Source organism: Streptomyces sp. NPDC020379 (assembly GCF_044387105.1).
Lineage (GTDB): Bacteria > Actinomycetota > Actinomycetes > Streptomycetales > Streptomycetaceae > Streptomyces.
This window is the reverse complement of sequence record NZ_JBIRVR010000007.1, coordinates 265,805-290,886: the sequence shown is the minus strand read 5'-3', so window position 1 is coordinate 290,886 and position 25,082 is coordinate 265,805. Positions and strand designations below refer to the sequence as shown.

Sequence of the window (25,082 nt, the reverse complement as noted above, 5' to 3'; positions counted from 1 at the left end):
GGGCCGGCCCGGGTCAGTGGCTGTTCCCGAGGGGCGCCGGCTTGTCCGCGCGGCTGTCCGACGTGGTGAACGCGATGATCCTGGCGGCCCCGCGGGCCGCCAGGAACCGCCGCCGCTGCCAGCGCGAACGCGGCTGGACGCCCCCACGCTCCCTCTGCGGTAAGAGCGTGAGATCGGTGAGGCGCCGTCCGGCCTGGGCGAGTTCGCTCAGGAGGCGTTCCCGGCGACGCTCGTTCGCGGTGGCGTGCAACGCGGCGTAGAGGCCCTCGATCTCGGCCACCGCCGCTCCGATACGCAGGTTGCTACTGCCGGTCGATGGTGTCCTGCCCTGCGGCAACTGGGCTCCTTCCGTGCGCGATCCGGTGACCGTCCCCGATAGGGCCGGCTCTGTCGTTCCGATGTGGTGTCGGCTCCGCCGAGGGGAGTGCGGGGACGCGCCGACGGGCGTCCCGTGACGGTGGCCCGGTGGACCTAAGGGCTCGCGGGGTCGAAGCCGTACCGCAGGGGCGCTTCCTTCACGCGCGGATCGCGCCGGTATACGTACAGCGCCTCGACGCGCATCCCGCTCGTGGAGTCCTCCACCGCACAGGGGTGGGTGACCTGCACCACTCCCGGCCGGTTGGCCAGCCGGATCAGCGCCCCGTCCGCCGGCCCGCCCTCGAGCACGGCCGTCTCCCACTCCGCCACGCCATCGTGTGTCATGAATGACACTTTAGAGGTTGCGCAACTGGGCAATACCAGCGAGTCGGTGAGGTCAGAGGTGAAACCGCCGCCCCACTGCCACGCGTCGCTCACAGTGTCCGGACTCCTGTGCGGGCAGCGCACCACAGATCAACCGCTGGAAAGGCAGAGACGACACCATGGGCATCATCGGCTGGATCATCCTGGGGCTGCTGGCCGGAGCGATCGCGAAGATCCTGCTGCCGGGACGCGACCCCGGCGGGCTGATCGGCACCACCCTCATCGGCATCGCCGGAGCGTTCATCGGCGGCTGGATGTCGGCCAAGTTCCTGCACAAGCCGATCAGCAACCACTTCTTCGACGCCGCCACCTGGGGCTCCGCGATCGCCGGCTCGCTCGTCCTGCTGATCGGATACCGCATCTTCTTCGGCAACTCACGTGACTGATGCGCAACTGGCATGACCGGGCCGCCAGTTCCCGGACCGGCCCAGGGCCGGTGTGGCTAGTGTGACCTGAGTGAAGAGACATATCGCGTTCGAGCGTCTGCACAACTTCCGGGATCTGGGCGGCTACCGGGCCGCCGACGGCCGCACCGTCGGCTGGGGCCGGCTGTTCCGCTCCGACTCGCTGGGCAAGCTGCGGGGCGATGACTGGGACCGCTTCCTCGCCCTGGGGGTCCGCACCGTGATCGATCTGCGGTACCCCTGGGAGGTCGAGCGCGGCGGACGCGTCCCGTGCCACGAGGGGCTGGCCTACCACAACCTGAGCATCGAGCACCGGCCGTACGACCAGGCGGGCCTGGCCCCGGACGTCGAGCCCGCGCGCTTCCTCGCCGGCAAGTACGCCGAGGTCGCCCACGACGGCGTCAAGGAGATCCGGCGCGCGCTGGAGGTCATAGCCGACGACACCGCCCCGCTGGTGTTCCACTGCCACTCCGGCAAGGACCGCACCGGCCTGCTGGCCATGCTCGTCCTCGCCCTGCTCGGAGTGCACGAGGACGACATCGTCGCCGACTTCACCCTGACCGGCCTCGCCACCGAGCGCCTGGTGGCCGAATGGCACGCCAGTTACCCCCGTCTCACGCTCACCTGGCCCGCCTACGGACGCGCCCCCGCGGAGGTCATGCGCCTCTTCCTGGCCGATCTGGGTGCCCGTTACGGATCGGTGCGCGGCTATGCCGCGGAGCGGCTCGGCGTCGACGACGACCTGGTGGCCGCGCTGCGCGGCCGGCTGCTGAGCTCCTGACCGTGTCGGCCTCCGGCCACCAAACCTAGGTGTGTTAGGTTTTTGCCTGTACACACTAGGAACGTGCAGGAGGCGGCAGCATGGTGCGCGCAGGACTGACCGTGGCCAAGCTGACGGAGGCGGCCGGGGAGCTCGCGGACGAGAGCGGGATCGACAAGGTCACGCTCTCCGCCCTCGCCCGGCGCTTCGGGGTGAAGGACGCGAGCCTGTACTCGCACGTCAAGAACGTGCGGGACCTCCGGGTGCGGGTCGCGCTGCGGGCCTCGGAGGAGATGACCGGCCGCATCGCGGCGGCCGTGGCGGGCCGGGCCGGCAAGGACGCGCTCGTCGCCTTCGCCGACGCCTACCGCGACTACGCCCTCGAACACCCGGGCCGCTACGCGGCGACCCAGATGCGCCTCGACCCCGAAGAGGTCGCCGACTCCGTCGGCCTGCGCCGCAGCGTCGAGCTGACCTACGGCATGCTGCGCGCCTACGGCCTCACCGAGCCCGACCTGACCGACGCGGGCCGCCTCCTGCGCAGCACCTTCCACGGCTATATCCACCTGGAACTCGGCGGTGGCTTCGGCCACTCCCGCGACGTGCGCGCATCGTGGTCGCGCTCACTCGACGCCCTGCACGTCCTCCTGGAGAACTGGCCGTCCCGACACGCTGGGAGCGAACGATGACCAAGCCCACGGCCGGCACCCTCGCGGTGCCCGGCGCCACCCTGCACTACGAGACGCGCGGCAGCGGCCCGGTCCTGCTGCTGATCCCCGGCGGCGCCGGTGACGCCGGGATGTACGAGGGAATCGCGACGCGCCTCGCCGCCCACTGCACCGTGGTCTCCTACGACCCGCGCGGCCTGTCCCGCAGCCCCCTCGACGGTCCCCTCGCCGACCAGCGGGTGGAGGTCTGGAGCGACGACGCGCGCCGGCTCCTCGACCTGCTCTCCCCGGACCGGGAGGCGTACGTCCTGGGCAACAGCTCGGGCGCCATCGTCGCGCTCGACCTCCTGGCCCGGAACCCCGAGCGGCTGCGCCGCGTGGTCGCCCACGAGCCGCCGCTCCTGGAGGTCCTCGAGGACCCCGCGCCGTACCGCGCGCTCTTCGCCGAGGTGCGCGAACTCTTCTGCGAGAAGGGCCTCGGTGCCGCGATGGCCCGCTTCAGCGAGGGCCTGGGGGACGACCGCTCCGCGGAGGAGGCGACGGAACTGCCGCCCGAGATCCAGGAGATGCTCCCGCGGATGCACGCCAACTTCCCCGTCTTCCTGAAGCACATGCTGTGCCCGTTCTCGGGAACGGCCCCGGACATCGCCGCCCTCCACCGCGCCTCGAACCGCCTGACCCTGGCCGCCGGCCGCGACTCCCGCGCCCAGACCCCCCTCTACGGCCCGGCCGCCCGCCTGTCCGACCTGCTCGGCACCACCCTCGTGGAATTCAAGGGCGGCCACCTGGGCTGCACGGAACACCCGGAGGACTTCGCGAAGCAATTGCTGACGGTGCTGGCGTGAGACCCGGCGGCTGAGCCCGGACCCCCACCCCCATGACCCCTCCTTTACATACTGTTTAATTGCAACTGGTTCGCAATAGCAGAAAAACATGAGTAAGAGGGTGTGGGGCATGACGGCCCGGTCCGTACGGGGAGTGGCCGCCGCGGCCATGGCAGGGGTTCTTGCGGCAGGTGCCGCGGCGTGTTCGACGCCCGGTGGGGGGAAGGACAAGGAGTCGCTCGTCGTCGGGCTCGCCAATGAGCCCGAGACGCTCAGCCCGCTGCTCGGCTACGGCAAGGACGGCAACTCCAAGATCTTCGACGGGCTGCTGCGCCGCGACGCGGACATGAAGCTCCGGCCCGCCCTCGCCGCCGAGCTGCCCGCGATGGCCGACGACGGGAAGACGTACACGTACAAGCTCCGGCACGGCGTGAAGTTCAGCGACGGCGAGCCGTTCACCGCGAAGGACGTGGTCTTCACCTACCGGACCATCCTCGACGAGAAGACCAACAACGCCGCCAAGGGCGAGCTCGACGCCATCGACGGGGTGCGCGCGGAGGGCGACGACACCGTCGTCTTCAAGCTCAAGTACCCGTACGCGCCGTTCGCCGAGCGCACCGTGCTGCCCATCGCCCCCGAGCACGCGGCCAAGGGGCAGGACGTCAACACCGGTTCGTTCAACACGGCGCCGATCGGCACCGGCCCGTACGTCCTCACCGGCTGGAGCAAGGGCGAGAAGCTCAGCTTCAAGGCCAACCCCGACTACTGGGGCGGCGAGCCGAAGATCAAGAAGCTCACCATGGCGATCGTCAAGGACGACGACATCCGCGCCACCCGCCTGCGCAACGGCGACCTCGACGGCGCCATCCTGCCGCCGAACCTCGCCAAGAGCTTCAAGGGCGACAAGTCCAAGCTGTCCGTCACCGCCCGGACCACCGACTTCCGCGGCGTCACGCTGCCCACGGCGAACAAGGTGACCGGTGACATCGCCGTCCGCCGCGCCCTCGACCTCGCCGTCGACCGCAAGGCCATGGTCGACAAGCTCCTCGAAGGCGCGGGCAAGGCGGGCTACGGCCCGGTCCCCACCGACAGCGAGTGGTTCGCCAAGGGCACCGAGCGCCCGTACGACCTCGACAAGGCGAAGAAGCTCCTCGACGACGCCGGCTGGAAGACCGGCGACGGCGGCATCCGCGAGAAGGACGGACAGCGCGCGGAGTTCACGCTCTGGTTCCCCGCCGGTGACAAGCTCCGCCAGGACCACGCCCTGGCCTTCGCCTCCGACGCCAAGAAGGCCGGCCTCAAGGTCGAGGTGCAGAGCGGCACCTGGGAGGTCATCGAACCGCGGATGAAGAACGACGCGGTCCTGGCCGGCGGCGGCAACCCCGCCGACCCCGACTTCGACCTCTACAACCTGCTCCACTCCTCGCTCGCCCTCGACGGCTTCAACAACATGGCCGCCTACGCGGACCCCGAGGTCGACAAGGCCCTGGAGGAAGGGCGCCGCAGCGGCGACAAGGCGGCCCGCAAGGCCGCGTACGAGAAGGTCCAGCGTGGGCTCGCCGACAACCCCGGCTACACCTTCCTCACTCACGTCGACCACCTCTACGTCATGAACGACGAGTGGCAGGACATCACCACCCAGGTCGAGCCCCACGACCACGGCCTGGGCGCCGGACCGTGGTGGAACGTCGAGTCCTGGCAGCCGAAGAAGTGACCCGCGCCGCCGTCCGGCTCCCCTGGGGGCCGATGGCGCGCATGGCCGGACGGCGGCTGCTGGCCGCCGTCCCCGTGCTCGCCGCCGTCACCTTCGGCGTCTTCGCCATCGCCGCGGCCTCGCCCTTCGACCCGGCCCAGGCGTACGCGGGCTCCGCCGGGCTGAGCGCGGGCCAGGGGGTCCTCGACCAGCTGCGCGAGAACCTCGGCGCCGACCGGCCGTTCGCCGTCCGCTGGTGGGACTGGATCACCGCCGCCGTCACCGGCGACCTCGGCGACTCCACCTCCCTGCGCCAGCCCGTCGCCCAGGTCATCGGCGAGCGCATCGGCTGGTCCATGCTCCTGTGCGCCGTCGCGTTCGCGCTGGCGGTCACCGCCGGCACCGCGCTGGGCGTCCTCGCGGCACGGCGCCGGGGCGGCCTGTTCGACCGGGCCGTGACCTCCGTGGCGTACGCGCTCGAAGCGGCGCCGCCCTTCTGGCTCGGGCTGCTCGCCATCTGGTTCTTCGCCCTCAAGCTCGACGCCCTGCCGTCCGGCGGGCTCACCGACACGGGCAGCGACGCGGCCACCCCCGGCCAGGTCGTCTCCCATGTCGTCCTGCCCGCGGTGGTGCTCGCCGTCTCCCAGCTGCCGTGGTTCGTGCTGTACGTGCGTCAGGGCGTCGGCGACGCGCTGGAGGAGGACCCCGTGCGCGGCGCACGCGCGCGCGGCCTGCGCGAACGGACCGTCCTCGTCCACCACGCCCTGCGCTCCGGGCTGCTGCCCGTCCTCACGCTCATCGGTTCGCGTGTCCCCGAACTCATCACCGGCGCGCTCCTGGTGGAGACGGTCTTCAGCTGGCCCGGCATCGCGTCCGCGACCGTGGAGGCGGCCACCAAGGTCGACTTCCCGCTGCTCGCGGCCCTGACCGTGCTCGCCACGGCCGCGGTCCTGGCGGGCAACCTGCTGTCCGACCTGCTGTACGGACTGGCCGACCCGAGGGTGGGATTCGATGGCTGACACCCTCGGCGGCACGGCCCGGCGGGCCCTGCGCGTGCCGCGCCCGAGCGTCTCCGGCGTGCTCGTCGCGGCCGTCGTCCTCGTCGCGCTGCTGGTGCCCGCGCTGGTCCCCCTGGACGAGCAGGCCGTCGACCTCGGCGCGAAACTCCGCCCGCCGTCCTGGGCCCACCCCTTCGGCACCGACGAGGTCGGCCGTGACCTGCTGCTGCGCTGCGTCTACGGGCTGCGTGTCTCCCTCCTCGTCGGCGTGGTCGCGGCCTTCACGGCGACGGTCGTCGGCACGGCGGTCGGCGCGCTGGCGGGCGCGCTCGGCGGCTGGGCGGACCGCGTCGTGATGCGGGTCGTCGACCTGTGCTCCTCGGTGCCGCATCTGCTGCTCGGCATCTTCATCGTGGCGATGTTCCGGCCGGGCGTCTGGCCGGTGATCGTCTCGGTCGCCTGCACCCACTGGCTGTCGACCGCCCGGATCGTCCGGGCCGAGGTGCTGTCGCTGCGCTCCCGCCCGTACATCGACGCGGCCGTAGCAGGCGGCTCGTCCCGGTGGCGCGTCACCGTGCGGCACCTCCTGCCGGGCGTGCTGCCGCAGGCCGGGCTCGCGGCGGTGCTGATGGTCCCGCACGCGATCTGGCACGAGTCCGCGCTGTCCTTCCTGGGCCTCGGGCTGCCCACCCACCAGGCGAGCCTCGGCAACATGGTCCAGGCCGCACGGGGTTCGCTGCTCGCCGGTGACTGGTGGCCGACCCTCTTCCCCGGCCTGTGCATCATCGTCCCCACCCTGGCCATCGCGGGCCTCGCGGCCGCGTGGCGGGACCGGCTCAACCCGCGCCGCCGATCGGAGCTGACGCTGTGACCACGAGTGCCCCCGAAGAGGCCGCGACGCCCGGCGGCCGGGACGCGGGCGAGCCCGTCCTGTCCGTACGCGGCCTGTCCGTCCGTTTCCGGATGCGCGCCGGCCGGGACGTCGCCGCCGTCACCGACGCCACCTTCGACGTGCGGCCGGGGGAGTGCCTCGCGCTGATCGGCGAGAGCGGATGCGGCAAGTCCGTTCTTGCCTCCGCGCTGCTGGGACTGCTGCCGGCCAACGCCCGGACGGTGGGGCAGGCGCTGCTCGCGGGGGCCGGGGGCGGCGACGCCGGTGGGGCCGACGGCGGGCTCGACCTCCTCACCGCCGACGAGCGCACGCTGGCCCGCACCGTACGCGGCCGGCGCGTCGGCCTCGTGCCGCAGAGCCCGGCCGCGCACCTCACGCCCGTACGCACCGTGCGCTCGCACCTCCACGAGACACTGCGCGAGCTGACCGGGATCCGGAAGACCGGGCGCCGGAAGGACGCTCTCCACCGGGCCGCCCGCCCGGAGGACGGTCTTCCGGCAGCCGGCCCCGGAACGACCGCCCTCCGGAAGGACGGCCTCCGGGAAGCCGGTGAAGCCGCCGCCGCGCGCGCCGCCTTCCCCGCCGACCACCTCGACCGCCACCCCCACGAGCTCTCCGGCGGCCTCGCCCAGCGCGCGGCCACCGCCCTCGCCCTGGTCGGAAACGCCCCGCTGCTCCTCGCCGACGAGCCGACCACCGGCCTCGACCGCGACCTCGTGGACCGTACGGCCGATGAACTGCGCCGGCACGCCGACTCCGGGCACGCCCTGCTGATGATCACCCACGACCTCGCGGCGGCGGAGCGCATCGCCGACCGCGTCGCCGTGATGTACGCGGGCCGCATCGTCGAAATCACCGGCGCCACCACGTTCTTCGGCGCCGGAGGACCCCGCCACCCGTATGCCCGCGGGCTGCTCGACGCCCTGCCCGAGCGCGCCTTCACCCCGATCCCCGGCATGCCGCCCGAACTCGGCGACCTGCCGCCCGGCTGTGCCTTCGCCGCCCGCTGCGTCAAGGCGACGGACGCCTGCGGAACGGTTCCGCCTCTCGTCGACGGCGTCGCCTGTCACCACCCGGAGGAGAGCTGACGTGCTTGAACTGAGCCGGATCACCGCGGGCTACGAGCGACGGGCCCCCGTCGTGCGGGACGTCTCGCTGACCGTCGCGGCGGGGGAGGCCGTCGGACTGCTCGGCCCCAGCGGCTGCGGCAAGTCCACCCTCGCCAGGGTCGCCGCGCTGCTGCACCGGCCCTACTCCGGCAGGGTCGTCATCGACGGCACCCCCGCCCACGGCTGGCGCCACCGGGCCCCGCGCGAGCAGCGCACCGCCTTCGGCGTCGTCTTCCAGCAGCCGCGCCTCTCGGCGGACCCGCGGCTGCGGCTCGCCGACCTGATCGCGGAACCGCTGCGGGCCACCGGGCGCCGCGCCGAGGCCGGCGGCAGGACGGCCGAACTCGCCGGGCGCGTCGGCCTCTCCGCCGACCTGCTGCTGCGGCGGCCGCACGAGGTCAGCGACGGGCAGTTGCAACGCGCCTGCCTGGCCAGGGCGCTCGTGCTGCGCCCGCGCTGGCTCATCTGCGACGAGATGACGGCGATGCTGGACGCGTCCACGACCGCCGCGCTGGTGGCCGTGGTCGAGGAGTACCGCGCGGAGACCGGCGCGGGCCTGCTGGCCGTGGGCCACGACCGCACGCTTCTCGGCCGCTGGTGCGACCGTACGGTGCGGTGGGAGGAACTGGTGGACGCCGAGGCGCCCACCGCCGGCTGACGGCTACTTCCGGCTGCCCGCGCCGGTCAGTTCCCGCTCGTGCGTTCCGGAGGCCCCGGCCGCCGGGCGCGGAGCGGGCGCCGTGCGGCGCACCGAGGCGACGGCGACGCCGGTGAGGACCAGCAGGCCGCCGAGCATCGCGCTGAGGGCGGGGACGTTGCCGAGGAACGCGGCGTCCAGGGCGAGCGCGGCGACGGGCACGGCGTACAGCACGAGCGAGGCGGTCGACGCGGTCGTCGCGCGCAGCGTGCGCGACCAGGTCCAGAAGGCCATGGCCGTGCAGCCCAGGCCCAGCCAGAGGACCGCCAGCGTGCGGTGGGTGTCGGCGGCCGCGACCTGGCCGACGGCGTCCGGGGCCGTCGCCAGCAGCGGGACGAGGCCGAACAGGCTGCCGTAGAAGACGCATTCCGCGCCCGAATACTTCTTGAGCAGCGGCTTCTGGAGCGCGAACGACGTGGCCTGGGTGGCGGCCGCGAGGAGGACCATCAGCGCCCCCATGAGGGAACCGCTTCCGGAGCCCGATGTGACCGCGACCAGCAGCGCACCGCACAGGGCGAGGCCGAGACCGGCCAGCCCGCGCCGCCCGGGGCGGTCGCCGAGGAAGGCCATGCCCAGCAGGGTCGTGAAGACCGGGGAAGCGGCGATCAGCATGGCCGCGGTGCCCGCTTCCACGCTCTGCTCGCCCGCGCACAGCAGCACTTGGTACGCGGTCATCCCGGTGAGCCCGAAGGCCGCCATGCGCAGAACGTCCCCGCGCTCCAGGCGGCCGATGCGCTTGAGCGCCAGGCACGGCAGGAGCAGCACCACGGTGATGGCCATGCGCAGGAGCGCGATCGTGGTGGGCGAATAGTCCGGCAGGGCGATACGTATCGCGGTGAACGCCGACCCCCACAGCGCCGCCGTGGCCGCCATCGGAAGCCATGGGGTCGCCGTACGCTGTGCCGTCGTCATGGAAAACACCACCAGCTCGGTCAGGGACTGAGTTGCCAAACTAACAACGCCCGACCCATAAGGCAAATAATGAATTCTATTCGAATCTCAAAGAATGTCTTTGAGTGGGTGTGGAATTCAGCGCCTGCGGACCAACGGGAAGGGCAAGGTCTCGCGGATCGAGAGCCCGGTCAGGAACATCACCAGCCGGTCCACGCCGATCCCCAGCCCGCCCGTCGGCGGCATCGCGTATTCCAGGGCCCGCAGGAAATCCTCGTCCAGTTCCATCGCCTCGGGATCGCCGCCCGCGGCCAGCAGTGACTGCGCGGTCAGCCTGCGGCGCTGCTCGACGGGGTCGATCAGCTCCGAATACGCCGTCCCCAGCTCGGTGCCGAAGGCCACCAGGTCCCAGCGCTCGGCCAGGCGCGGATCGGCGCGGTGCGGGCGGGTCAGGGGCGAGACCTCGGTGGGAAAGTCCTTGTAGAACACCGGCGGCCCGGTCCGCTCCTCCACCAGCCGCTCGTACATCTCCAGCAGGATGTCCCCCCGCCGGTCGTCAGGCTTGTGCGGCACCCCCGCGGCGTCGCAGTGCCGCCGCAGCACCGCCACGGGCGTATCGGCGTCGATCTCCTCGCCGAGCGCCTCCGCCACCGCACCGTGGACGGTCTTCACCGGCCACAGACCCGAGATGTCGTGCTCGACGAGCTTCCCGTCGCCGTCCGCGCGCAGAATGACCGCCGAGCCGTGGGCGGCGACGGCGGCACCCTGGATCAGCTCGCGCGTCAGGTCCAGCATCACGTCGTAATCGGCGAACGCCTGATACGCCTCCAGCATCGTGAATTCGGGATTGTGCTTGTACGAGACACCCTCGTTGCGGAAGGTGCGGCCCATCTCGAAGACCTTCTCCATGCCGCCCACGCACAGCCGCTTCAGATAGAGCTCGGGCGCGATCCGCAGATAGAGGTCGAGGTCGTAGGCGTTGATGTGGGTGGTGAAGGGCCGGGCGTTCGCGCCCCCGTGGACCTGCTGGAGCATCGGCGTCTCGACCTCCAGATAGCCCCGGTCGAGCAGCCCCTGGCGCAGCGCCTGCACGGTGGCGCTGCGAGCCCGCACGGTCTGCCGCGCCTCCGGCGAGACGGCCAGATCCACATAGCGCATCCGCACCCGCGCCTCCGGATCGCTCAGTCCCCGCCGCTTGTCGGGCAGCGGGCGCAGGCACTTGGCGATCATCCGGCTCCGGGTCACGAAGACGGTCAGCTCACCGCGGTCGGTGGTGCCCACCTCGCCCTCGGCCTCGATGTGGTCGCCGAGATCGACATGGGTGGCGAAGCGGCGCAGGCAGTCGTCCCCCGAGTCGTCGCGGGTGAAGGCCAGTTGAAGATCACCGGACCAGTCGCGGAGAACGGCGAAGGCGATGCCGCCGTGGTTGCGCACGAGCAGCACCCGGCCGACCACGGTCACCCGCTCGCCCGTGCGGGACGAGGGCGCGAGCCCCGGGTGCGCGGCCCGCACGGCGGCGAGGGTGTGGGTGCGGCGGGCGTCGACCGGATACGGGTCCACCCCGGCCTCCCGCAGCCGGTCCAGCTTCTGCCGCCTGACCCGCACCTGCTCGGGCAGGCCCGCGAGCTCGTCCTGCCCCTCCTCGCCGCCGGGGCCCTCGCCGCCCGCGAAGCCGAGCTCGGAGAGCGAGGGCAGGCCCGCGGTGGAGGCGGGGCTCGTGATGCCCCGTGCCCGGCCCCGGCCCCACAGCTTGCCCAGGCTGGGCACCGCCACGAAGCCCTCGGCGATGCCGGAGGCCAGCCCGATCCGGGCGAGGGCACCGGCGTCGGCGTAGCAGAGGAACCGCGGATGCCACTCCGGGTTGTATTTGACGTTCGACCGGTAGAGCGCCTCCAGCTGCCACCACTTGGAGAAAAACAGCAGCAGCTTCCGCCACAACCGCAGCACCGGCCCCGCGCCGATCCGCGCGCCCTCCTCGAAAGCGGAGCGGAACACCGCGAAGTTCAACGAGATGTGCTTGACACCGAACCGCCCCGCCTGCGCGCACAGCTGGGCGACCATGAACTCCATGACCCCGTTGGGCGCCGCCCGGTCGCGGCGCATCACGTCCAGCGAGACACCGTCACGGCCCCACGGCACGAACGACAGCAGCGCGATCATCTTCCCCTCGCTGTCGAACGCCTCGACCAGCAGGCAGTCACCGTCGGCGGGATCGCCCAGGCGCCCCAGCGCCATGGAGAAACCCCGCTCGGTCTCGGTGTCCCGCCACGCGTCCGCGCGCTTGATGACCTCGCCCATCTCCTCGTCGGAGAGCGCCGAGTGCCGCCGGATCCGCGTGGTCGCGCCCGTCCGCTCCACGCGGTTGACCGCCTGCCGGGTCACCCGCATCTCCCGGCCGTCGAGGTCGAACGCGGCCACCTGAAGGATCGCCTCGTCACCCAGCTGCAGCGCACCGAGCCCCGAGCGGGCGTACGCCTTGGCCCCTGCCTCGCTGGCCCCCATCACAGCCGGCTGCCAGCCGTACCGCCCCGCGAGCTCCAGCCAGGCGTCGATCGCCGGGGTCCACGCCTCCGGGTCGCCGAGCGGGTCCGCCGAGGCCAGACAGACGCCCGCCTCCACCCGGTAGGTGACGGCGGACTTGCCACTGGGGGAGAAGACCACGGCCTTGTCGCGGCGGGTCGCGAAATACCCGAGGGAGTCCAGGCCGCCGTAGCGGCTGAGGAGCGCGCGGATGCGCGGCTCCTCGTCGCCGTGCAGCGCGGCCTCCAGTCGCTGTGAACGGAAGAGCGTCATGGCCGCGTTGAGCAGCGCCAGCGCGCCGAGCAGCCCGAGCAGGAAATACAGCCAGTGCGGCGGGTGTCCGGTGAAGTGCCGGCCGCTGACCAGGCCGCCGCACACCTTGTTGGCCACGAACAGCAGCCGGTTGCCGCCGCCGCGCTCCAGCGAACCCGGGAACGCCGCCACCAGGCCCCAGCCCACCAGAATGGCCACGGCCAGCCCCGCGATCAGCACCAGCAGCGCCCGCAGGAACGCCCCGCGCCGCGACGCCGCGTAGAACTCCCGCCGGGCCAGGATCAGCAGCGTCATCGCGGCGGCACACAGCACCAGGGACGGGATCGTGTCCCAGTAACCCACCGCCAGCAGCAGCGCGTCCGCGATGAGCAGCAGGGAGAGATAGCCGAGGACGAACCAGAGGGTGACGCGCTTACGGGCCGCCATCGCCGTGGCGAGCAGCAGCAGGAAGACGGCGTAGGCGAGGTTCGGCGCGGTGGGCACGGTCAGCGTGTCCAGGGCGTCGGTCAGGGGGCGGGCCGCGCGCCGCAGCGGCACGATCAGCGAGGTGATGGCGCAGAACACTCCGAGCAGCCCGAAGAAGACCGCGAACCCGTTGGGCACCCGGTGCAGCAGCCGTTGCCAGGCGGAGCCCCGCCCCTCGCTGCTGTCCCGGCCTCCGGCTCCCGCCGTGGCGGGGGGCGCCGCCGCGTGTGGGCTGTCCGGGGCTGTACGGCTCATTCCGTCAGCCTAGGCAAGGCCCGGCCCGCCTGCCCGCCGAGCGCCCGCCCCGGTCTTCCCGGCGACCGGCCCCGTCCGTACGGGAGCGCGACCGCGTCCCCGCCGCAGGGCTCCGGACCTCGCCGCCGGGTCGGCGCGGTCCCGCTGCGGAGGGGCCCGAGCCCGATCCCGCTCATCCCAGGCCGTCCTCCCGGCATCCGGCCGACGATCCGCCGATGCCGACTTCGCTTGCGCCGATCTTGTCCGCGCGGTCGTCGCCGCGCTCCCGGCCGGGCGCACTCCCACCCGATTGGAGTACACGCCCTTCGCAGGTCCAGAGCGTGTGATGGGCCAGACTGGCAGAAAAACCACTCCGCCTCAGGAGGCTCACCGTGGCCGTTTCGATCTCCATGGTCGTACTGCTTCTGATCATGGCGGTGGTGTTTCTCCGCAGCGGCGCGCTGCGGGTCTCCCACGCGCTGGTCTGTGTTCTGCTCGGATTCCTCCTCTCCAGCACGAGCATCGCCCCGACGCTGGCCCACGGGCTCTCGGCCACCACCACGTTTGTCAGCGGCGTACGGCCCTGACGCCCTGGCCGGCGCTGTGGCCGGCCAGGGCACGGGGTACTGCTACCGCCCGATCTCGACGTCCTCCAGCACGCCCAGGGCATCCGGCACGAGGATGGCCGCCGAGAAGTAGGCGCTCACCAAGTAGGACGAGACGGCCTGCTCGTTGATGCCCATGAACCGCACATTGAGGCTGGGCTGGTATTCGTCCGGGATGCCGGTCTGGTGGAGGCCCACCACACCCTCGTTCTCCTCACCGGTGCGCATCGCGAGGATCGAGCTGGTCCCCGACTCGCTGACCGGGATCTTGTTGCACGGCAGCAGCGGCACCCCGCGCCAGGAGCGGACGGCCGACCCCAGGACCTCCATGTTCTTCGGGTAGAGGCCACGGCTGTTGCACTCCCGGCCGAAGGCCGCGATGGTGCGCGGATGCGCCAGCAGATACTGCGTCTTACGGCGCCGGGCCAGGAGCTCGTCGAGGTCGTCGGGGGTGGGCGGGCCACTGCGGGTGTGGATGCGCTGGCCGAGGTCGGCGTTGTGGAGCAGCCCGAACTCGGGGTTGTTGACCATCTCGTGTTCCTGGCGCTCGCGCAGGGCTTCGATGGTCAGGCGCAGCTGCTGCTCGACCTGGTTCATCGGGTCGTTGTAGAGGTCCGCGACGCGGGTGTGCACCCGCAGGACCGTCTGGGCCACGCTCAGTTCGTACTCGCGCGGGGAGAGTTCGTAGTCGACGAAGGTGCCGGGGATGACCGGCTCCCCCTTGTGGCCGGAGGCCACGGAGATGTCGGCCTCACCGCGGTGGTTCTGCGCCGGCCGGGGGCGGGAGGCGAAGCCCGCCACGTGGGTGCGCAGTGCCTCGGAGCGGTCGGCCAGCTCCTGGAAGGTCTGGAGGGGGAGTGCCAGGACCGTGCAGCGCGTGACGGCCGTGACGGTGAACGGCCAGGTGGCGTCCGGCTCCAGCGGCACGCGCTCGCCGAAGTAGTCGCCGTCGGCCAGCACTCCGAGCACCGTGTCGTCCCCGTATTTACCGGGGCCCGTCTTGTTGAGCTTGCCATGGGCGATCAGGAAGACCTGGTCGGCGGGGGCGCCGGCCTGGACCAGGGTGTCGCCCGCCGCGTACTGACGCTGGACGAACCCGTCCGCCAGCGACTCCAGCACGGCGTTGTCCTCGAAGCCGCGCAGCAGGGGCAGTTCGCCCAGCTCCGGGGGGATGACCCGGACTTCCGCCCCGGTCGAGATGAACTCGACCCTGCCGTCGCCGACCGTATAACTCAACCGCCTGTTCACCCGGTAGGTGCCCGCGGACACCTGGACCCAGGGCAGCACGCGCAGGAGCCAGCGGGAGGAGATCCCTTGCATCTGCGGTACGGACTTCGTCGTGGTGGCGAGCTGCCGTGCCGCCGGAGTGCCGAGGCTCAGCTGCGACTGACCCGGCTGCTCATCGGACACGGACTCCACTGACGTGGTCATGACTGGTTATCACCCATCTGTTGCGATTATCTGGATGCTTGCGCTGTCCGACGCGATACGTGTGCGCTGGGCCGGGGATATCGGAATCCGGCCCGGTCCGGATCTCAGTGCCCGATTTCCACGTTCTCGAGAATTCCCAGGGCGTCGGGAACGAGAACGGCGGCCGAATAGTAGGCGCTCACGAGGTACGAGATGATGGCCTGCTCGCTGATTCCCATGAACCGCACCGAAAGGCTCGGGCGGTATTCGTCGGGAATTCCCGTCCGGTGCAGACCGACCACGCCCTGGGATTCCTCCCCGGTACGCATCACCAGGATGGAGCTGGTGCCCGCTTCGGTGACGGGGATCTTGTTGCACGGGAAGATCGGGACGCCGCGCCAGGCGGGCACCGCGTGCCCGTTCACGTCCACGCTGTCGGGATAGATGCCCCTGCTGTTGAACTCGCGGGCGATCGCCGCGATCGTGCGCGGGTGCGCGAGGAGGAACGCGGGGTCCTTCCACACGGTGGCCAGGAGCTCGTCGAGGTCGTCGGGGGTGGGCGGCCCGGTGCGCGTGTGGATGCGCTGCTTGAGGTCGGCGTTGTGGAGCAGCCCGAAGGCGCGGTTGTTGACCATCTCGTGTTCCTGGCGCTCGCGCAGGGCTTCGATGGTCAGGCGCAACTGCTGCTCGACCTGGTTCATCGGCTCGTTGTAGAGGTCCGCGACGCGGGTGTGCACCCGCAGGACCGTCTGGGCCACGCTCAGTTCGTACTCACGCGGGGAAGCTTCGTAGTCGGCGAAGACACCCGGCAGCGACGGCTCGCCGGTGTGGCCCGACGCGACGGCGATGGCCGACTCGCCGTGCTCGTTCTGCGGGAGGCCGACGGTGGCATGGAAGGCCGCGACATGGGCGCGGAGCTCTTCCGACGCGGAGAGTAGCTCCTGGAATGCCTGGCGGGGGAGGGTCAGCACCGTGCAGGCGGTGACGGCCTTGGCGGTGAAGTCCCAGGTCTGCTCCTCCTCCGCGGCGACCGCCTCGTCGCCGAAATACCCGCCGTCCGCCAGCAGGTCGAGCACGGCTGTGTCGCCGTACTCGCCCTCGCGCTCCTTGTCGATCTTGCCGTGGGCGATCAGGACGACCTGGTCGGCCGGCTGTCCGGCCTCCACGAGCACGTCGCCGGGCTGGAACTCGCGCTGGGTGAAGCGGCCCGCCAGGGCCTCCAGCGTCGCCGCGTCCGTGAAACCCCGCAGCAGCGGCAGCTCGCCCAGCTCGGCCGGGATGACCCGGACCTCCGAGCCCGTGGAGACGAACTCCACCCGGCCGTCGCCCAGCGTGTGAGTCAGCCGGCGGTTGACCCGGTAGGAACCGCCGGGGACGTGAACCCATGGCAGCAGGCGCAGCAGCCACCGCGAGGTGACGCCCTGCATCTGCGGCACGGTTTTTGTCGTGGTCGCCAGATTGCGCGCGGCCGCGGTGCTCAAACTCAGGGGGGCGGTACCGCTATTGTCCGCGGTGCCGGTCTCCACTGATGTCGTCATGATGCGAATGCCCACCCATCCATTGCGAAATGCCCATTGCGGACCCGACGATTCTTTTCCGCTGATTTTTCGCTCGTGCACCTTCGAAGCTAGCAGCGGGAATCGCGTGGCACAGTCACTCACATGGGTGGATTGATCGACGATATTAAGTTCGGATAAAAATTCCGATTCCGTTGGCGACCGGCCGCTCACCCCCGCCCGACGGGTGGTTGCGGACCGTGGTGCGCCCGTCGTCAGGGTCGCGCGTCACCAGGGTGCTCGACCCGCCGCCATCCAGGTTCACCGCGTCGTCCGCTCCGAGGTCCCGCATGAGGGCGGCCAGTTCGGCGACGGTCATGCCCGAGCGGTATTCGGTGCCGCCGTCCAGGGCGAGCAGGAGGAACCGCCGGCCGCCCCCACCCGTGCCCGCCGAGGTCCGCACCGCCGCCGTCGAACGGTTCAGTCCCGCCAGCGGTCTGCCACCACGCAGTACCGGGAAGCCGCCGATGGCGAAGCGGAGCGCTCCCCGTTTCTTGGGCTCCAGCCGTTCCTCGACCTTCACCGAGTCGCCGACCCGTAGCTTGCGGAGCTCCTTCGCGCCCCCTTCGCGCCCCACCAGGACCGTCGACCCGGAGGGGATCCCACCGCGCCCGGGGGTCTTCGCCACCTCCGTCACGCGGTTGTGCCGCACGGTCAGTTCATAGGTGTTGGCACTGCACGGAGCCGACCGGTCGGTGTCCGTCCCGCACGTCGCCCGGCGCCGCGAGGCCGTGCCCCAGTCCGGGGTGTACGCCCCGATCCCGCCCACCGGCAAGGCGTACTGGTTCAAGCCGCGCAGCGTCAGCTTCCTGCCCTTGGCCGTCACCGTGCCCGCCAGGGTCAGGCGGTCCAGCCTGGCCTTGCCGTCCGTCCCGACGCCGATGACGTCCCGGGTCGACGCGCCCGGCGGCATCGCCGGCCCGAAGCGCTGACCGTCGGGCACCGCCGCGCCGAGCCGGTGCCCCCTCGCGATGGACGGCCCCACCGGGGCGCCCGTCGACTCGACCCCGGGGTGCTGGGACTCGGTGATGTTGAAGAAGTCGCCGTTGACCCCGCCGACCGCGCCGCTCCGGTCGGCCATGTGGGACACCGTGGACCGCGCGGCGACCGATCCGGGGTAGAGCAGGTCCAGGGAGACGCCCGGTTCGCGGAGGTCGACGGTCAGCAGATGCCCGTACGTGGGCCCGTGCGAGGCCGACAAGGCGAAGTCGCGGTATTCGACCCCGGGCGCCACAGAGGTCGACGCGCCCAGCCGTAGTGCCTGCCGTGTGCCGGCGTCCGCCGCGTCCGCCCAGGCCGTACCTCCCGCTACCAGCGCCGCCCACGCCACCAGAACCGTCAGCCCCGCGCGCACGCGGTTTCCGCATCTGCTCACAGTCTCCCCAGAGGTCCCGTCAACTCTGGCACGATGCAAGAGAGTTCACCATGCCCCGAAAGAACGACAGGGAACGCGCCGACGTCGACGCGGGCAACTCTTGCCACTTCCCTGCCCTTTGGCCCTGTGGCCCCGGATACTCGCAGAAGACAGCTCGTGCGGGCCGCCGCCACCGCCGCGGACGCCCCCGATCCGGGAGAGTCGCCATGACCCCTCGTACGCGCCGCGCAGCCGTCCTCACCCTGGGAGCCGCCCTCGCCGGCTGCGTCGCGGGACCCGCCTTCGCCCAGCCGGCGGACGCGGCGCCCGGCGCGGGCGCCGCGCGGGGCAGGCCTCCGCTGCGCCGTGCCCACGCCCACAACGACTATGAGCACCTCCACCCGCTCACCGACGCGCTCTCCCACGGCTTCGGCAGCGTCGAGGCCGACATCTGGCTCGTCGGCGACAAGCTCCTGGTCGCGCACGACGCCTCCGAGCTCGACCCCACGCGCACCCTGGAGTCGCTCTACCTCGAACCGCTGCTGCGCCGGGTCAGATCCGGGCACGGCCGGGTCTATCCGGGGTACGACTTCTCCTTGCAACTGCTCATCGACATCAAGACCGCGGGCGGTCCGGCCTACCGGGAGCTCTCCCGGCATCTTCAGCGCTACCGCTCGATGCTGAGCGTCTGCGACAGCGGCCGGATCCGGCGCGGCGCGATCACCGCCGTCATCTCGGGGGACCGGGGCGCCCGTGGCCCCATGGAGGAGGAGCGGGTGCGGCACGCCTTCTACGACGGCCGCCTCGCGGATCTCGGCAGCGGTGCCCCCGCGTCCTTCGCCCCGCTCGTCAGTGACGACTGGAACCTCAACTTCGCCTGGCAAGGTGTGGGTCCGATGCCCGGGCGGGAACGTGCCAAGCTGCTGCGGCTCGTCTCCACCGCGCACGCCGAACACCGGCAGGTGCGTTTCTGGGCCACGCCGGACCAGCCCGGCGTGGCACGTGACGCCCTGTGGCACGAACTGCTCGCCGCGGGTGTGGACTATCTCAACACGGACGACCTCGCCGGCCTTGAGGCATTCCTGCGCGCGCGCCGCTGAGCGACCCGCGTAGGGTTCGACAAGCACCGGCAAATCGTATGATTATGGCCGTTTTCCTCGGGGCTGCCACGCGGAGCGGGCGCGGGTTTTTCCCACCCTGGAATGTCGCGGTCCTGGGCGGAGCGTGTGGCGGTACCGTCACCGCGCGGTGACGACGGTCGACGGCCGGGAACGCTGGACCGTATGGCCACTCCACCGGGACCGCCGTACGGCCCGCCCGCGAGCCCACCGCCTCCGCCCTCCGCCCCGCCGCCGGGCGGGTTCGGGCCGGGTCAGCCGCCGTGGGAACCGGAGCCGCCGCCGGGCGGCGGCGGACGGCGGACGGTGATCGCCGTGACCGTGCTGGTGGCGATCGCGGCGGTCGCGCTGGGGGCGGTGCTGATCATCGGGGACAAGGGCAAGAAGGGCGACGAGCCCGGCCATGGGCCCTCGGCCGGCCCGTCGCCCTCGCTCACCCTCCCCAGCGGACTTCCCTCGGAGCTGCCGACGCGCCTCCCCAGCCGGCTGCCGACGAGTCTGCCGTCCGGATGGCCCAGCGGCCTTCCGACGAGCCTGCCCAGCGGATTCCCCACGGAGTTGCCGCCGTTGCCCGTCGACGACCGCGGGAACCGGGCCGCCGTGCGGGCCGATGCCGTCACTGGGCCGGTACGGCCTGGATGTCCAGCTCGATCTTGATCGTCGCACCGATCATGACGATGCCGCGCTGGAGCATCGAGCGCCAGTCCAGGGTGAAGTCCTCGCGGTGCAGCTCGGTCGAGGCCGAACAGGCGGTGCGGGTCTCGCCCATGATGCCGGTGCCGATGCCCAGGTAGCGGGTGTCGAGCGCGACGTTGCGGCTCACCCCGTGCAGATTGAGCACACCCTGCACCGTCCACCGGGACCCGCCGCGGTGCACGAACCGCTCACTGGTGAACTGCATGTAGGGGAACTTGGCGACGTTCAGGAACTCGGCCGAGCACAGGTGCTCGTCACGCTGCTTGACCCCCGTGTCGATGCTCGCCGTCTCGATCACCACATCGATGCGGGACTGTTCCATGTTCTCGGCGATCCACAGCGTGCCCTCGAACCGGTTGAACCGGCCGTGCACCTCGGCGAGCCCGATGTGCCGGGAGATGAAGCGCACGGCCGTGTGGTCCGGATCGATGCGCCATGCGCCGGGAGCGGGCATGGCCGGAGCGGGCGCCGGTTCCATGCCCACCGGTTCGAGGGAGGTCCGTGTGCCCTCCGTGGACGTGAAGGAGCGCCGTACGGGCTGGAATCCTTCGGCGGTCACGGCGACGGTGTACTCGCCGGGCGCCATGGTCGCCGCGAACCGGCCGTGCGGATCGGTCTGCCCGTGGACCACTTCCTGACCGTTGAGATCCCGCACGGACACTTCCGCTCTGTGCAGCGGTAGCTGGACCGGATCGAGCACCAGGCAGTCGAGAGCCCCCGCGCCGTGCGGAATCGGAGCGACCTCCTGGTGGAGGGAACGTTTACGACGGCGCAGCAGGGCGAAAACCATCCCGAAGGGCCTTTCTCTGATCAGAAGGTGATGTACCTGTAGATCACCATATTCCTGCGCTGAAAGGCAAAATTTTGACAACTTCCTGGGAAAGCGTGAATTTCACCCACTCTTGCCTTTGATTTATGGCCAGGGTGGGGAGGCCCCTCAGGGCGTGGCCTTCTGTCAGCCCTCCTGCGAACGCTCCGTCAGTGCCGCGAGAGCGGACGCGGGATCGTCCTCGCAGGGTCCGGCGGGCTGCCAGCGGCCGCTCTCCTTGCGGTACGGCCACCAGCGGCCGTCGCGTCCGTAACGCAGCTGTGCGTCCGAGCCGACCGCCGTCCAGCGGTTGCGCGAGGCGCGCAGTACCGGCACCGTCCCGGCTTCCCGAGCGGCAGTCAGTTGCGCGCCGGCGCGTGCGAGATCCTCGGCTCCCGGTGTCCATGCGTCCTCCAGGACCGACAGCGCGGCGGGCCCTCCGTGGCCCCACGCACGTACGGCCTGGGCGAGCCCGGCGCGGTCGCGGCCGCAGCCCGACGCGAGCCGTGCCGCGACACCGGCCGGTGGTCCGGAGGCGGCGAGGCGCACGGTGTCCTGCCACAGGCTCAGTTCAGCTCCTGCGGGCGACCGCTCGTGGCCTGGCGCGAGGGCCTCGGCCAGCAGCAGCCGGGCCCGCGCTGCCGCGTCCGCGACCAGGAACTCCAGCGCCTCGGTATCCAGCCCCGGGGCTGGAGCGGTGTCGCCCGACAGCACGGGCGGGTGGCCCGCGGTCGCCACCGGGGGCGGCGGACCGGGCAGCGGCGGTACGAGGAAGCCCGCCTCGAAGACCTCGCGGGCCGGAACGCCCGAGGGGACGCCGGCGCTCGGCTCCGGCGCGTGCGCCGTGGTGCGCGCGGAGTTGCGGGCCTGGAGCTCGTCCAGCAGCTCGTGTTCCCCGCGCCCGCGGATCAGCAGCAGGACGAACGGGTCCTGGTCGAGGATCCGCGCCACCTGGTGGCACAGGGCCACTGTGTGCGGACAGTGGTCCCACGCCCCGCAGCCGCACTCGGGCTCCAGGTCGCCGATGCCGGGCAGCAGCTCCACGCCGGCGGCCAGCGCGTCCTCCGCGAGGTGCGGCGGTATGTCGTGGTCGAGCAGTGCCGCGATATGGCCGGCGCGGTCGGCCACCAGGTCGAGCAGCCGGTCCCAGTCGGCCGCCGAGAGCTCCTGGACCACCACATCGGAGCGGTACGGCGTGCCGTCACGGTCGCGGACCAGCGCGGTGATCCGGCCCGGCCGCACCGACACCGCGCCCACCGCCCCCGCACGGGCGTGCCTGCGCCCCGACTTCACCTGACGGCCGTCCAGAGCGGCGTCCTCCAGGGCCTTGAGCCAGGCCCGTCCCCACCAGCTCCGGGCGAAGCTCTGCCCGGGCTCGGGAGGCAGGGCGGGAAAGGTGAGTTCGGTGCCGCCGGTGATGTCGTGTCCGGTCATCGGCCGGTCCCCCTCAGTGCGACGAGTTCGGTGAGTTCGGCGACGGTGAGTTCGGTCAGGGCGGCCTCCGCGGAGGAGCCCAGGACGGAGTCCGCGAGGGCCTGCTTGCGCGCGAGCATCTCCGCGATCCGGTCCTCGATCGTCCCCTCGGCGATCAGCCGGTGCACCTGCACGGGCTGGGTCTGGCCGATGCGGTACGCGCGGTCGGTCGCCTGCGCTTCCACCGCGGGGTTCCACCAGCGGTCGAAGTGCACCACATGGCCCGCCCGGGTGAGGTTCAGCCCCGTCCCGGCCGCCTTCAACGACAGCAGGAAGACCGGCACTTCACCGTCCTGGAAGCGCCGGACCATCTCCTCGCGCCGCGGCACCGGTGTACCGCCGTGGAGCAGCTGCGTGGGCACACCCCGGGACGTCAGGTGCCGCTCCAGCAGCCTGGCCATCCGGACGTACTGCGTGAAGACCAGGACGCTTGCTCCTTCGGCCAGAATCGTGTCCAGCAGTTCGTCGAGCAGCTCGACCTTGCCCGAGCGGCCCTGGATGCGCGGGGGGCCCTCCTGGAGGCCGTCTTCCTTGAGGAACTGTGCAGGGTGGTTGCAGATCTGCTTCAGGCCGGTGAGCAGCTTGACGATCAGGCCACGCCGCTCGAAGCCGTCCGTGGCCTCCACCTCGGCGAGCATCTCCCGCACCACGGCCTCGTAGAGAGCCGTCTGTTCCTTGGTGAGCGCGACCGTGTGATCGGTCTCGGTCTTGGGCGGCAGCTCGGGGGCGATGCCCGGGTCCGACTTGCGCCGGCGCAGCAGGAACGGGCGGATGAGCGCGGCGAGGCGCTCGGCCGCGCCCGGATCCACACCGCCCTCGACGGCCTGCGCGTAGCGCCGGCGGAAGCCGCCGAGGGAGCCCAGGATGCCGGGCGTCGTCCAGTCGAGGATGGCCCACAGCTCGGAGAGGTTGTTCTCCACCGGAGTGCCGGACAGCGCGACGCGGGCCTTGCCGCCGATGGTGCGCAGCTGCTTCGCGGTGTCGGAGTGCGGGTTCTTGACGTGCTGGGCCTCGTCGGCGACGACCAGGCCCCAGTCGGCCCCTCCCAGCCGCCGCGCGTCCAGCCGCATCGTTCCGTACGTGGTGAGGACGAACTCGCCGTCCGCCAGGCCGTCCAGACTCCGCGCGGGGCCGTGGAAACGGCGCACGGGCGTACCGGGGGCGAACTTCTCGATCTCGCGCTGCCAGTTGCCCATCAGGGAGGTCGGGCAGACGACCAGGGTCGGTCCGGCCGCGTCCCGCAGCGTCCCGCGGTGCAGATGCAGGGCGATGACCGTGATGGTCTTGCCGAGACCCATGTCGTCGGCGAGGCAGCCGCCCAGCCCCAGCGAGGTCATGCGGTGCAGCCAGTTGAGTCCTCGCAGCTGGTAGTCGCGCAGGGTGGCGGCGAGCGCGGGGGGCTGCGCGAGGGGCTCCTGGGCGCTCTCCGGTTCGGCGATACGGTCGCGCAGCGCCGCCAGCCAGCCGCTAGCCCGGACATCCACGAACTCTTCGGCGCCTTTGGGGCCTTCCGTCTGCGTATGTCCCGTCAGGGCCGCGCCGAGTGCTTCCACGGGGGTGAGCTTGCGGTCCTGCCGCCCCTGGGCGCGGCGTACGGATTCCGGGTCGAGGAGCACCCACTGGTCGCGCAGGCGCACGGCCGGGCGGCTGGCCTCCGCGAGCCGGTCCAGTTCGGCCTGCGTCAACTCCTCGTCGCCCACGGCGAATCGCCAGCTGAAGGTGAGCAGTGCGTCGGCCGACAGCAGGGAGGGCATCGCCGAACGGTCGTCGTTCCGGCCGTGGCCGGTGTCGTCCTGCGGGCCGACGACGGCGTACGAGGTGAGCTTGCGGGCCATTTCCTTCGGCCAGTGCACCTGGACGCCGGCGGCGTCCAGCGCCTCGGAGGCCGCGCCGAGCAGTTCGCCGACCTCGTCGTCTGCGAGGTCGATGGCGTCGGGGGCCGGGGCCGACAGCAGGGGAGCGAGAGCGGGCCAGGCGTGGGCGGCGCGGCGCAGGGCGAGCAGCGCGTTCATGCGTGCTCCCTTGCCGAGCGAGGCCGTGAGGGGTGAGGCGCCGGACCATACGTCGGCCGCGTCCGCGACGAGCGCCGGGTCGGCGAGGCTGTGCAGTTGGAGCACGGCGCGGAACCGCGGAGAGGCGTCCTCCGTGTCGGTGAGCCCCAGCACCTCGACGCGGAGGGACAGCCGTACGCCGGCGTCGTGCCCGGCCGCCACGCTGTCCGCCCACGCGCGCTGTTCGGGCATCCGCCGGGGCTCGGCGGCGGCGAAGGCGGGGCCGCCCGCCGCGACCGCGGCGGCGGGAGTGCGTGGCAGGCCGTCGGCCACGGCGTCCAGGAAGGCGCGTACGAGCCGTTCGGGCTCGGGGAGCAGCAGGGCGCCACCGTCGTTGTGCGGGAGCGGCACGCAGTGCGCGGAGGGCGGCATGGCGGCCGCCAGCTCCCGGATCCGGGTCATGTCCTCGGGGGCCAGCGGTCCGACGCGCCAGGCGTCATGATCCGTCGCCGTCAGTCCGGGGAGCAGGCGGCCGCGGGCGGCCAGTTGCAGGGCGAGAACTGCCGCCGCACCCCAGAAGGCGGCCGCCTCGTCGGCGCGTGCCGCGCGGGCGCGGGTGAGGACCGGCACGGCTTCACGCACGGGCATCACCACGGCCCGGACCGTCGTGGTGGAGACGCCGGTGCCGTCGTCGACGGCGACGGTCAGTTCCTCGACGCCGCCCGGTGCGGCGGGCGGGTCCTCGTCCATCCGCCAGAAGGCCACGCGGCCGGTGCGTGCCGGGTCGCCGGGGAGGAAGACCGCCGAGCACTGTGCGAGCAGGGAGATCTCGGAGGGCGTTGCGGCAGGGGGTGGTGTCACTGGGCTGAGCATTCCTCAAATTTGACTAGTGGAGCTCGGAG

21 protein-coding genes are annotated in these 25,082 nt (G+C 71.8%); 11 read left to right on the top strand and 10 right to left on the bottom strand.

The features are described from left to right. Nucleotides 1-13 precede the first annotated feature (13 nt). Together ACH427_RS12580 and ACH427_RS12575 are read right to left on the bottom strand one after the other, a co-directional pair. Entirely contained in the window at nt 14-280 is a 267-nt protein-coding gene (locus tag ACH427_RS12580; protein WP_398869420.1) for a hypothetical protein, read from the bottom strand. A gap of 191 nt (nt 281-471) precedes the next feature. Beyond that, nucleotides 472-702 (bottom strand): hypothetical protein, encoded by a 231-nt coding sequence (locus ACH427_RS12575; RefSeq protein ID WP_398869419.1) that lies wholly within the window; start codon nt 700-702, stop codon nt 472-474. A gap of 158 nt (nt 703-860) precedes the next feature. Here ACH427_RS12575 and ACH427_RS12570 point away from each other — a divergent pair, with 158 nt between their 5' ends. The 9 genes from ACH427_RS12570 (at nt 861) to ACH427_RS12530 (ending at nt 8,747) form a co-directional block, all read left to right on the top strand. Continuing rightward, the gene (locus ACH427_RS12570) at nt 861-1,127 is read left to right on the top strand and encodes a GlsB/YeaQ/YmgE family stress response membrane protein (protein WP_398869418.1); all 267 of its coding nucleotides are present in this window, start codon (nt 861-863) and stop codon (nt 1,125-1,127) included. Between the two features lie 70 nt (nt 1,128-1,197). Beyond that, nucleotides 1,198-1,926, top strand: coding sequence for a tyrosine-protein phosphatase (locus ACH427_RS12565; protein ID WP_398869417.1), 729 nt, complete (start codon nt 1,198-1,200; stop codon nt 1,924-1,926). A gap of 80 nt (nt 1,927-2,006) precedes the next feature. After that, nucleotides 2,007-2,594, top strand: coding sequence for a TetR/AcrR family transcriptional regulator (locus tag ACH427_RS12560; RefSeq protein WP_398869416.1), 588 nt, complete (start codon nt 2,007-2,009; stop codon nt 2,592-2,594). After that, nucleotides 2,591-3,418: an alpha/beta fold hydrolase gene (locus ACH427_RS12555; protein WP_398869415.1), complete on the top strand. Its 828-nt coding sequence runs from the start codon at nt 2,591-2,593 to the stop codon at nt 3,416-3,418. The genes ACH427_RS12560 and ACH427_RS12555 overlap by 4 nt, the downstream gene beginning before the upstream one ends. A 109-nt stretch (nt 3,419-3,527) precedes the next feature. Next, nucleotides 3,528-5,111 carry an ABC transporter substrate-binding protein gene (locus tag ACH427_RS12550; protein ID WP_398869468.1) on the top strand — a complete coding sequence of 528 codons (1,584 nt, stop codon included), beginning with the start codon at nt 3,528-3,530 and terminating at the stop codon, nt 5,109-5,111. A 41-nt stretch (nt 5,112-5,152) separates the two neighbouring features. Then, nucleotides 5,153-6,109, top strand: coding sequence for an ABC transporter permease (locus ACH427_RS12545; RefSeq protein WP_398869467.1), 957 nt, complete (start codon nt 5,153-5,155; stop codon nt 6,107-6,109). Continuing rightward, entirely contained in the window at nt 6,102-6,959 is an 858-nt protein-coding gene (locus ACH427_RS12540) for an ABC transporter permease (protein WP_398869414.1), read from the top strand. The genes ACH427_RS12545 and ACH427_RS12540 overlap by 8 nt, the downstream gene beginning before the upstream one ends. Before the next feature lie 92 nt (nt 6,960-7,051). Next, nucleotides 7,052-8,068 carry an ABC transporter ATP-binding protein gene (locus tag ACH427_RS12535; RefSeq protein ID WP_398869466.1) on the top strand — a complete coding sequence of 339 codons (1,017 nt, stop codon included), beginning with the start codon at nt 7,052-7,054 and terminating at the stop codon, nt 8,066-8,068. A 1-nt stretch (nt 8,069) separates the two neighbouring features. Then, nucleotides 8,070-8,747: an ABC transporter ATP-binding protein gene (locus ACH427_RS12530; protein ID WP_398869413.1), complete on the top strand. Its 678-nt coding sequence runs from the start codon at nt 8,070-8,072 to the stop codon at nt 8,745-8,747. Nucleotides 8,748-8,750: 3 nt separating this feature from the next. On the opposite strand, the gene ACH427_RS12525 is transcribed toward ACH427_RS12530, so the two are convergent. Next, entirely contained in the window at nt 8,751-9,698 is a 948-nt protein-coding gene (locus ACH427_RS12525) for a DMT family transporter (RefSeq protein WP_398869412.1), read from the bottom strand. A 117-nt stretch (nt 9,699-9,815) separates the two neighbouring features. Then, nucleotides 9,816-13,190, bottom strand: coding sequence for a bifunctional lysylphosphatidylglycerol synthetase/lysine--tRNA ligase LysX (gene lysX, locus ACH427_RS12520; RefSeq protein ID WP_398869411.1), 3,375 nt, complete (start codon nt 13,188-13,190; stop codon nt 9,816-9,818). Nucleotides 13,191-13,561: 371 nt separating this feature from the next. Between lysX and ACH427_RS12515 the strand changes: the two genes are divergently transcribed. Then, complete coding sequence (locus tag ACH427_RS12515; RefSeq protein WP_361520260.1) at nt 13,562-13,756, top strand: hypothetical protein; 195 nt, start codon at nt 13,562-13,564, stop codon at nt 13,754-13,756. A 42-nt stretch (nt 13,757-13,798) separates the two neighbouring features. Here the strand turns inward: ACH427_RS12515 and ACH427_RS12510 are convergent, their stop codons facing one another. From ACH427_RS12510 to ACH427_RS12500, 3 genes are all read right to left on the bottom strand, one after another. Further along, complete coding sequence (locus tag ACH427_RS12510; protein ID WP_398869410.1) at nt 13,799-15,205, bottom strand: family 2B encapsulin nanocompartment shell protein; 1,407 nt, start codon at nt 15,203-15,205, stop codon at nt 13,799-13,801. A 104-nt stretch (nt 15,206-15,309) separates the two neighbouring features. Then, nucleotides 15,310-16,722 carry a family 2B encapsulin nanocompartment shell protein gene (locus tag ACH427_RS12505; protein WP_398869409.1) on the bottom strand — a complete coding sequence of 471 codons (1,413 nt, stop codon included), beginning with the start codon at nt 16,720-16,722 and terminating at the stop codon, nt 15,310-15,312. A gap of 145 nt (nt 16,723-16,867) precedes the next feature. Further along, nucleotides 16,868-18,115 carry a phosphodiester glycosidase family protein gene (locus ACH427_RS12500; RefSeq protein WP_398869408.1) on the bottom strand — a complete coding sequence of 416 codons (1,248 nt, stop codon included), beginning with the start codon at nt 18,113-18,115 and terminating at the stop codon, nt 16,868-16,870. Nucleotides 18,116-18,321: 206 nt separating this feature from the next. Here ACH427_RS12500 and ACH427_RS12495 point away from each other — a divergent pair, with 206 nt between their 5' ends. Continuing rightward, complete coding sequence (locus ACH427_RS12495; RefSeq protein WP_398869407.1) at nt 18,322-19,194, top strand: phosphatidylinositol-specific phospholipase C/glycerophosphodiester phosphodiesterase family protein; 873 nt, start codon at nt 18,322-18,324, stop codon at nt 19,192-19,194. A gap of 634 nt (nt 19,195-19,828) precedes the next feature. Here ACH427_RS12495 and ACH427_RS12490 read toward each other — a convergent pair. From ACH427_RS12490 to ACH427_RS12480, 3 genes are all read right to left on the bottom strand, one after another. Continuing rightward, on the bottom strand, nt 19,829-20,698 hold the full coding sequence (locus ACH427_RS12490) for a YceI family protein (RefSeq protein ID WP_398869406.1): 870 nt from the start codon (nt 20,696-20,698) through the stop codon (nt 19,829-19,831). Nucleotides 20,699-20,863: 165 nt separating this feature from the next. Then, nucleotides 20,864-22,150 carry an SWF or SNF family helicase gene (locus ACH427_RS12485; RefSeq protein WP_398869405.1) on the bottom strand — a complete coding sequence of 429 codons (1,287 nt, stop codon included), beginning with the start codon at nt 22,148-22,150 and terminating at the stop codon, nt 20,864-20,866. Next, a complete protein-coding gene (locus ACH427_RS12480) occupies nt 22,147-25,053 on the bottom strand; it encodes a DEAD/DEAH box helicase (RefSeq protein WP_398869404.1) in 2,907 nt (968 codons plus the stop codon). Before ACH427_RS12480 ends, ACH427_RS12485 begins: the two co-directional genes overlap by 4 nt. Nucleotides 25,054-25,082 lie beyond the last annotated feature (29 nt).

Excerpts from the sequence above, each read along its gene's own strand:
- ACH427_RS12575 (WP_398869419.1), bottom strand. The coding sequence starts at position 702 with ATGACACACGATGGCGTGGCGGAGTGGGAGACGGCCGTGCTCGAGGGC.
- ACH427_RS12570 (WP_398869418.1), top strand. The coding sequence starts at position 861 with ATGGGCATCATCGGCTGGATCATCCTGGGGCTGCTGGCCGGAGCGATC.
- ACH427_RS12560 (WP_398869416.1), top strand. The coding sequence starts at position 2,007 with ATGGTGCGCGCAGGACTGACCGTGGCCAAGCTGACGGAGGCGGCCGGG.
- ACH427_RS12555 (WP_398869415.1), top strand. The coding sequence starts at position 2,591 with ATGACCAAGCCCACGGCCGGCACCCTCGCGGTGCCCGGCGCCACCCTG.
- ACH427_RS12550 (WP_398869468.1), top strand. The coding sequence starts at position 3,528 with ATGACGGCCCGGTCCGTACGGGGAGTGGCCGCCGCGGCCATGGCAGGG.
- ACH427_RS12545 (WP_398869467.1), top strand. The coding sequence starts at position 5,153 with ATGGCCGGACGGCGGCTGCTGGCCGCCGTCCCCGTGCTCGCCGCCGTC.
- ACH427_RS12540 (WP_398869414.1), top strand. The coding sequence starts at position 6,102 with ATGGCTGACACCCTCGGCGGCACGGCCCGGCGGGCCCTGCGCGTGCCG.
- ACH427_RS12535 (WP_398869466.1), top strand. The coding sequence starts at position 7,052 with ATGCGCGCCGGCCGGGACGTCGCCGCCGTCACCGACGCCACCTTCGAC.
- ACH427_RS12525 (WP_398869412.1), bottom strand. The coding sequence starts at position 9,698 with ATGACGACGGCACAGCGTACGGCGACCCCATGGCTTCCGATGGCGGCC.
- lysX (WP_398869411.1), bottom strand. The coding sequence starts at position 13,190 with ATGAGCCGTACAGCCCCGGACAGCCCACACGCGGCGGCGCCCCCCGCC.
- ACH427_RS12510 (WP_398869410.1), bottom strand. The coding sequence starts at position 15,205 with ATGACCACGTCAGTGGAGTCCGTGTCCGATGAGCAGCCGGGTCAGTCG.
- ACH427_RS12505 (WP_398869409.1), bottom strand. The coding sequence starts at position 16,722 with ATGACGACATCAGTGGAGACCGGCACCGCGGACAATAGCGGTACCGCC.
- ACH427_RS12495 (WP_398869407.1), top strand. The coding sequence starts at position 18,322 with ATGACCCCTCGTACGCGCCGCGCAGCCGTCCTCACCCTGGGAGCCGCC.
- ACH427_RS12490 (WP_398869406.1), bottom strand. The coding sequence starts at position 20,698 with ATGGTTTTCGCCCTGCTGCGCCGTCGTAAACGTTCCCTCCACCAGGAG.
- ACH427_RS12485 (WP_398869405.1), bottom strand. The coding sequence starts at position 22,150 with ATGACCGGACACGACATCACCGGCGGCACCGAACTCACCTTTCCCGCC.
- ACH427_RS12480 (WP_398869404.1), bottom strand. The coding sequence starts at position 25,053 with ATGCTCAGCCCAGTGACACCACCCCCTGCCGCAACGCCCTCCGAGATC.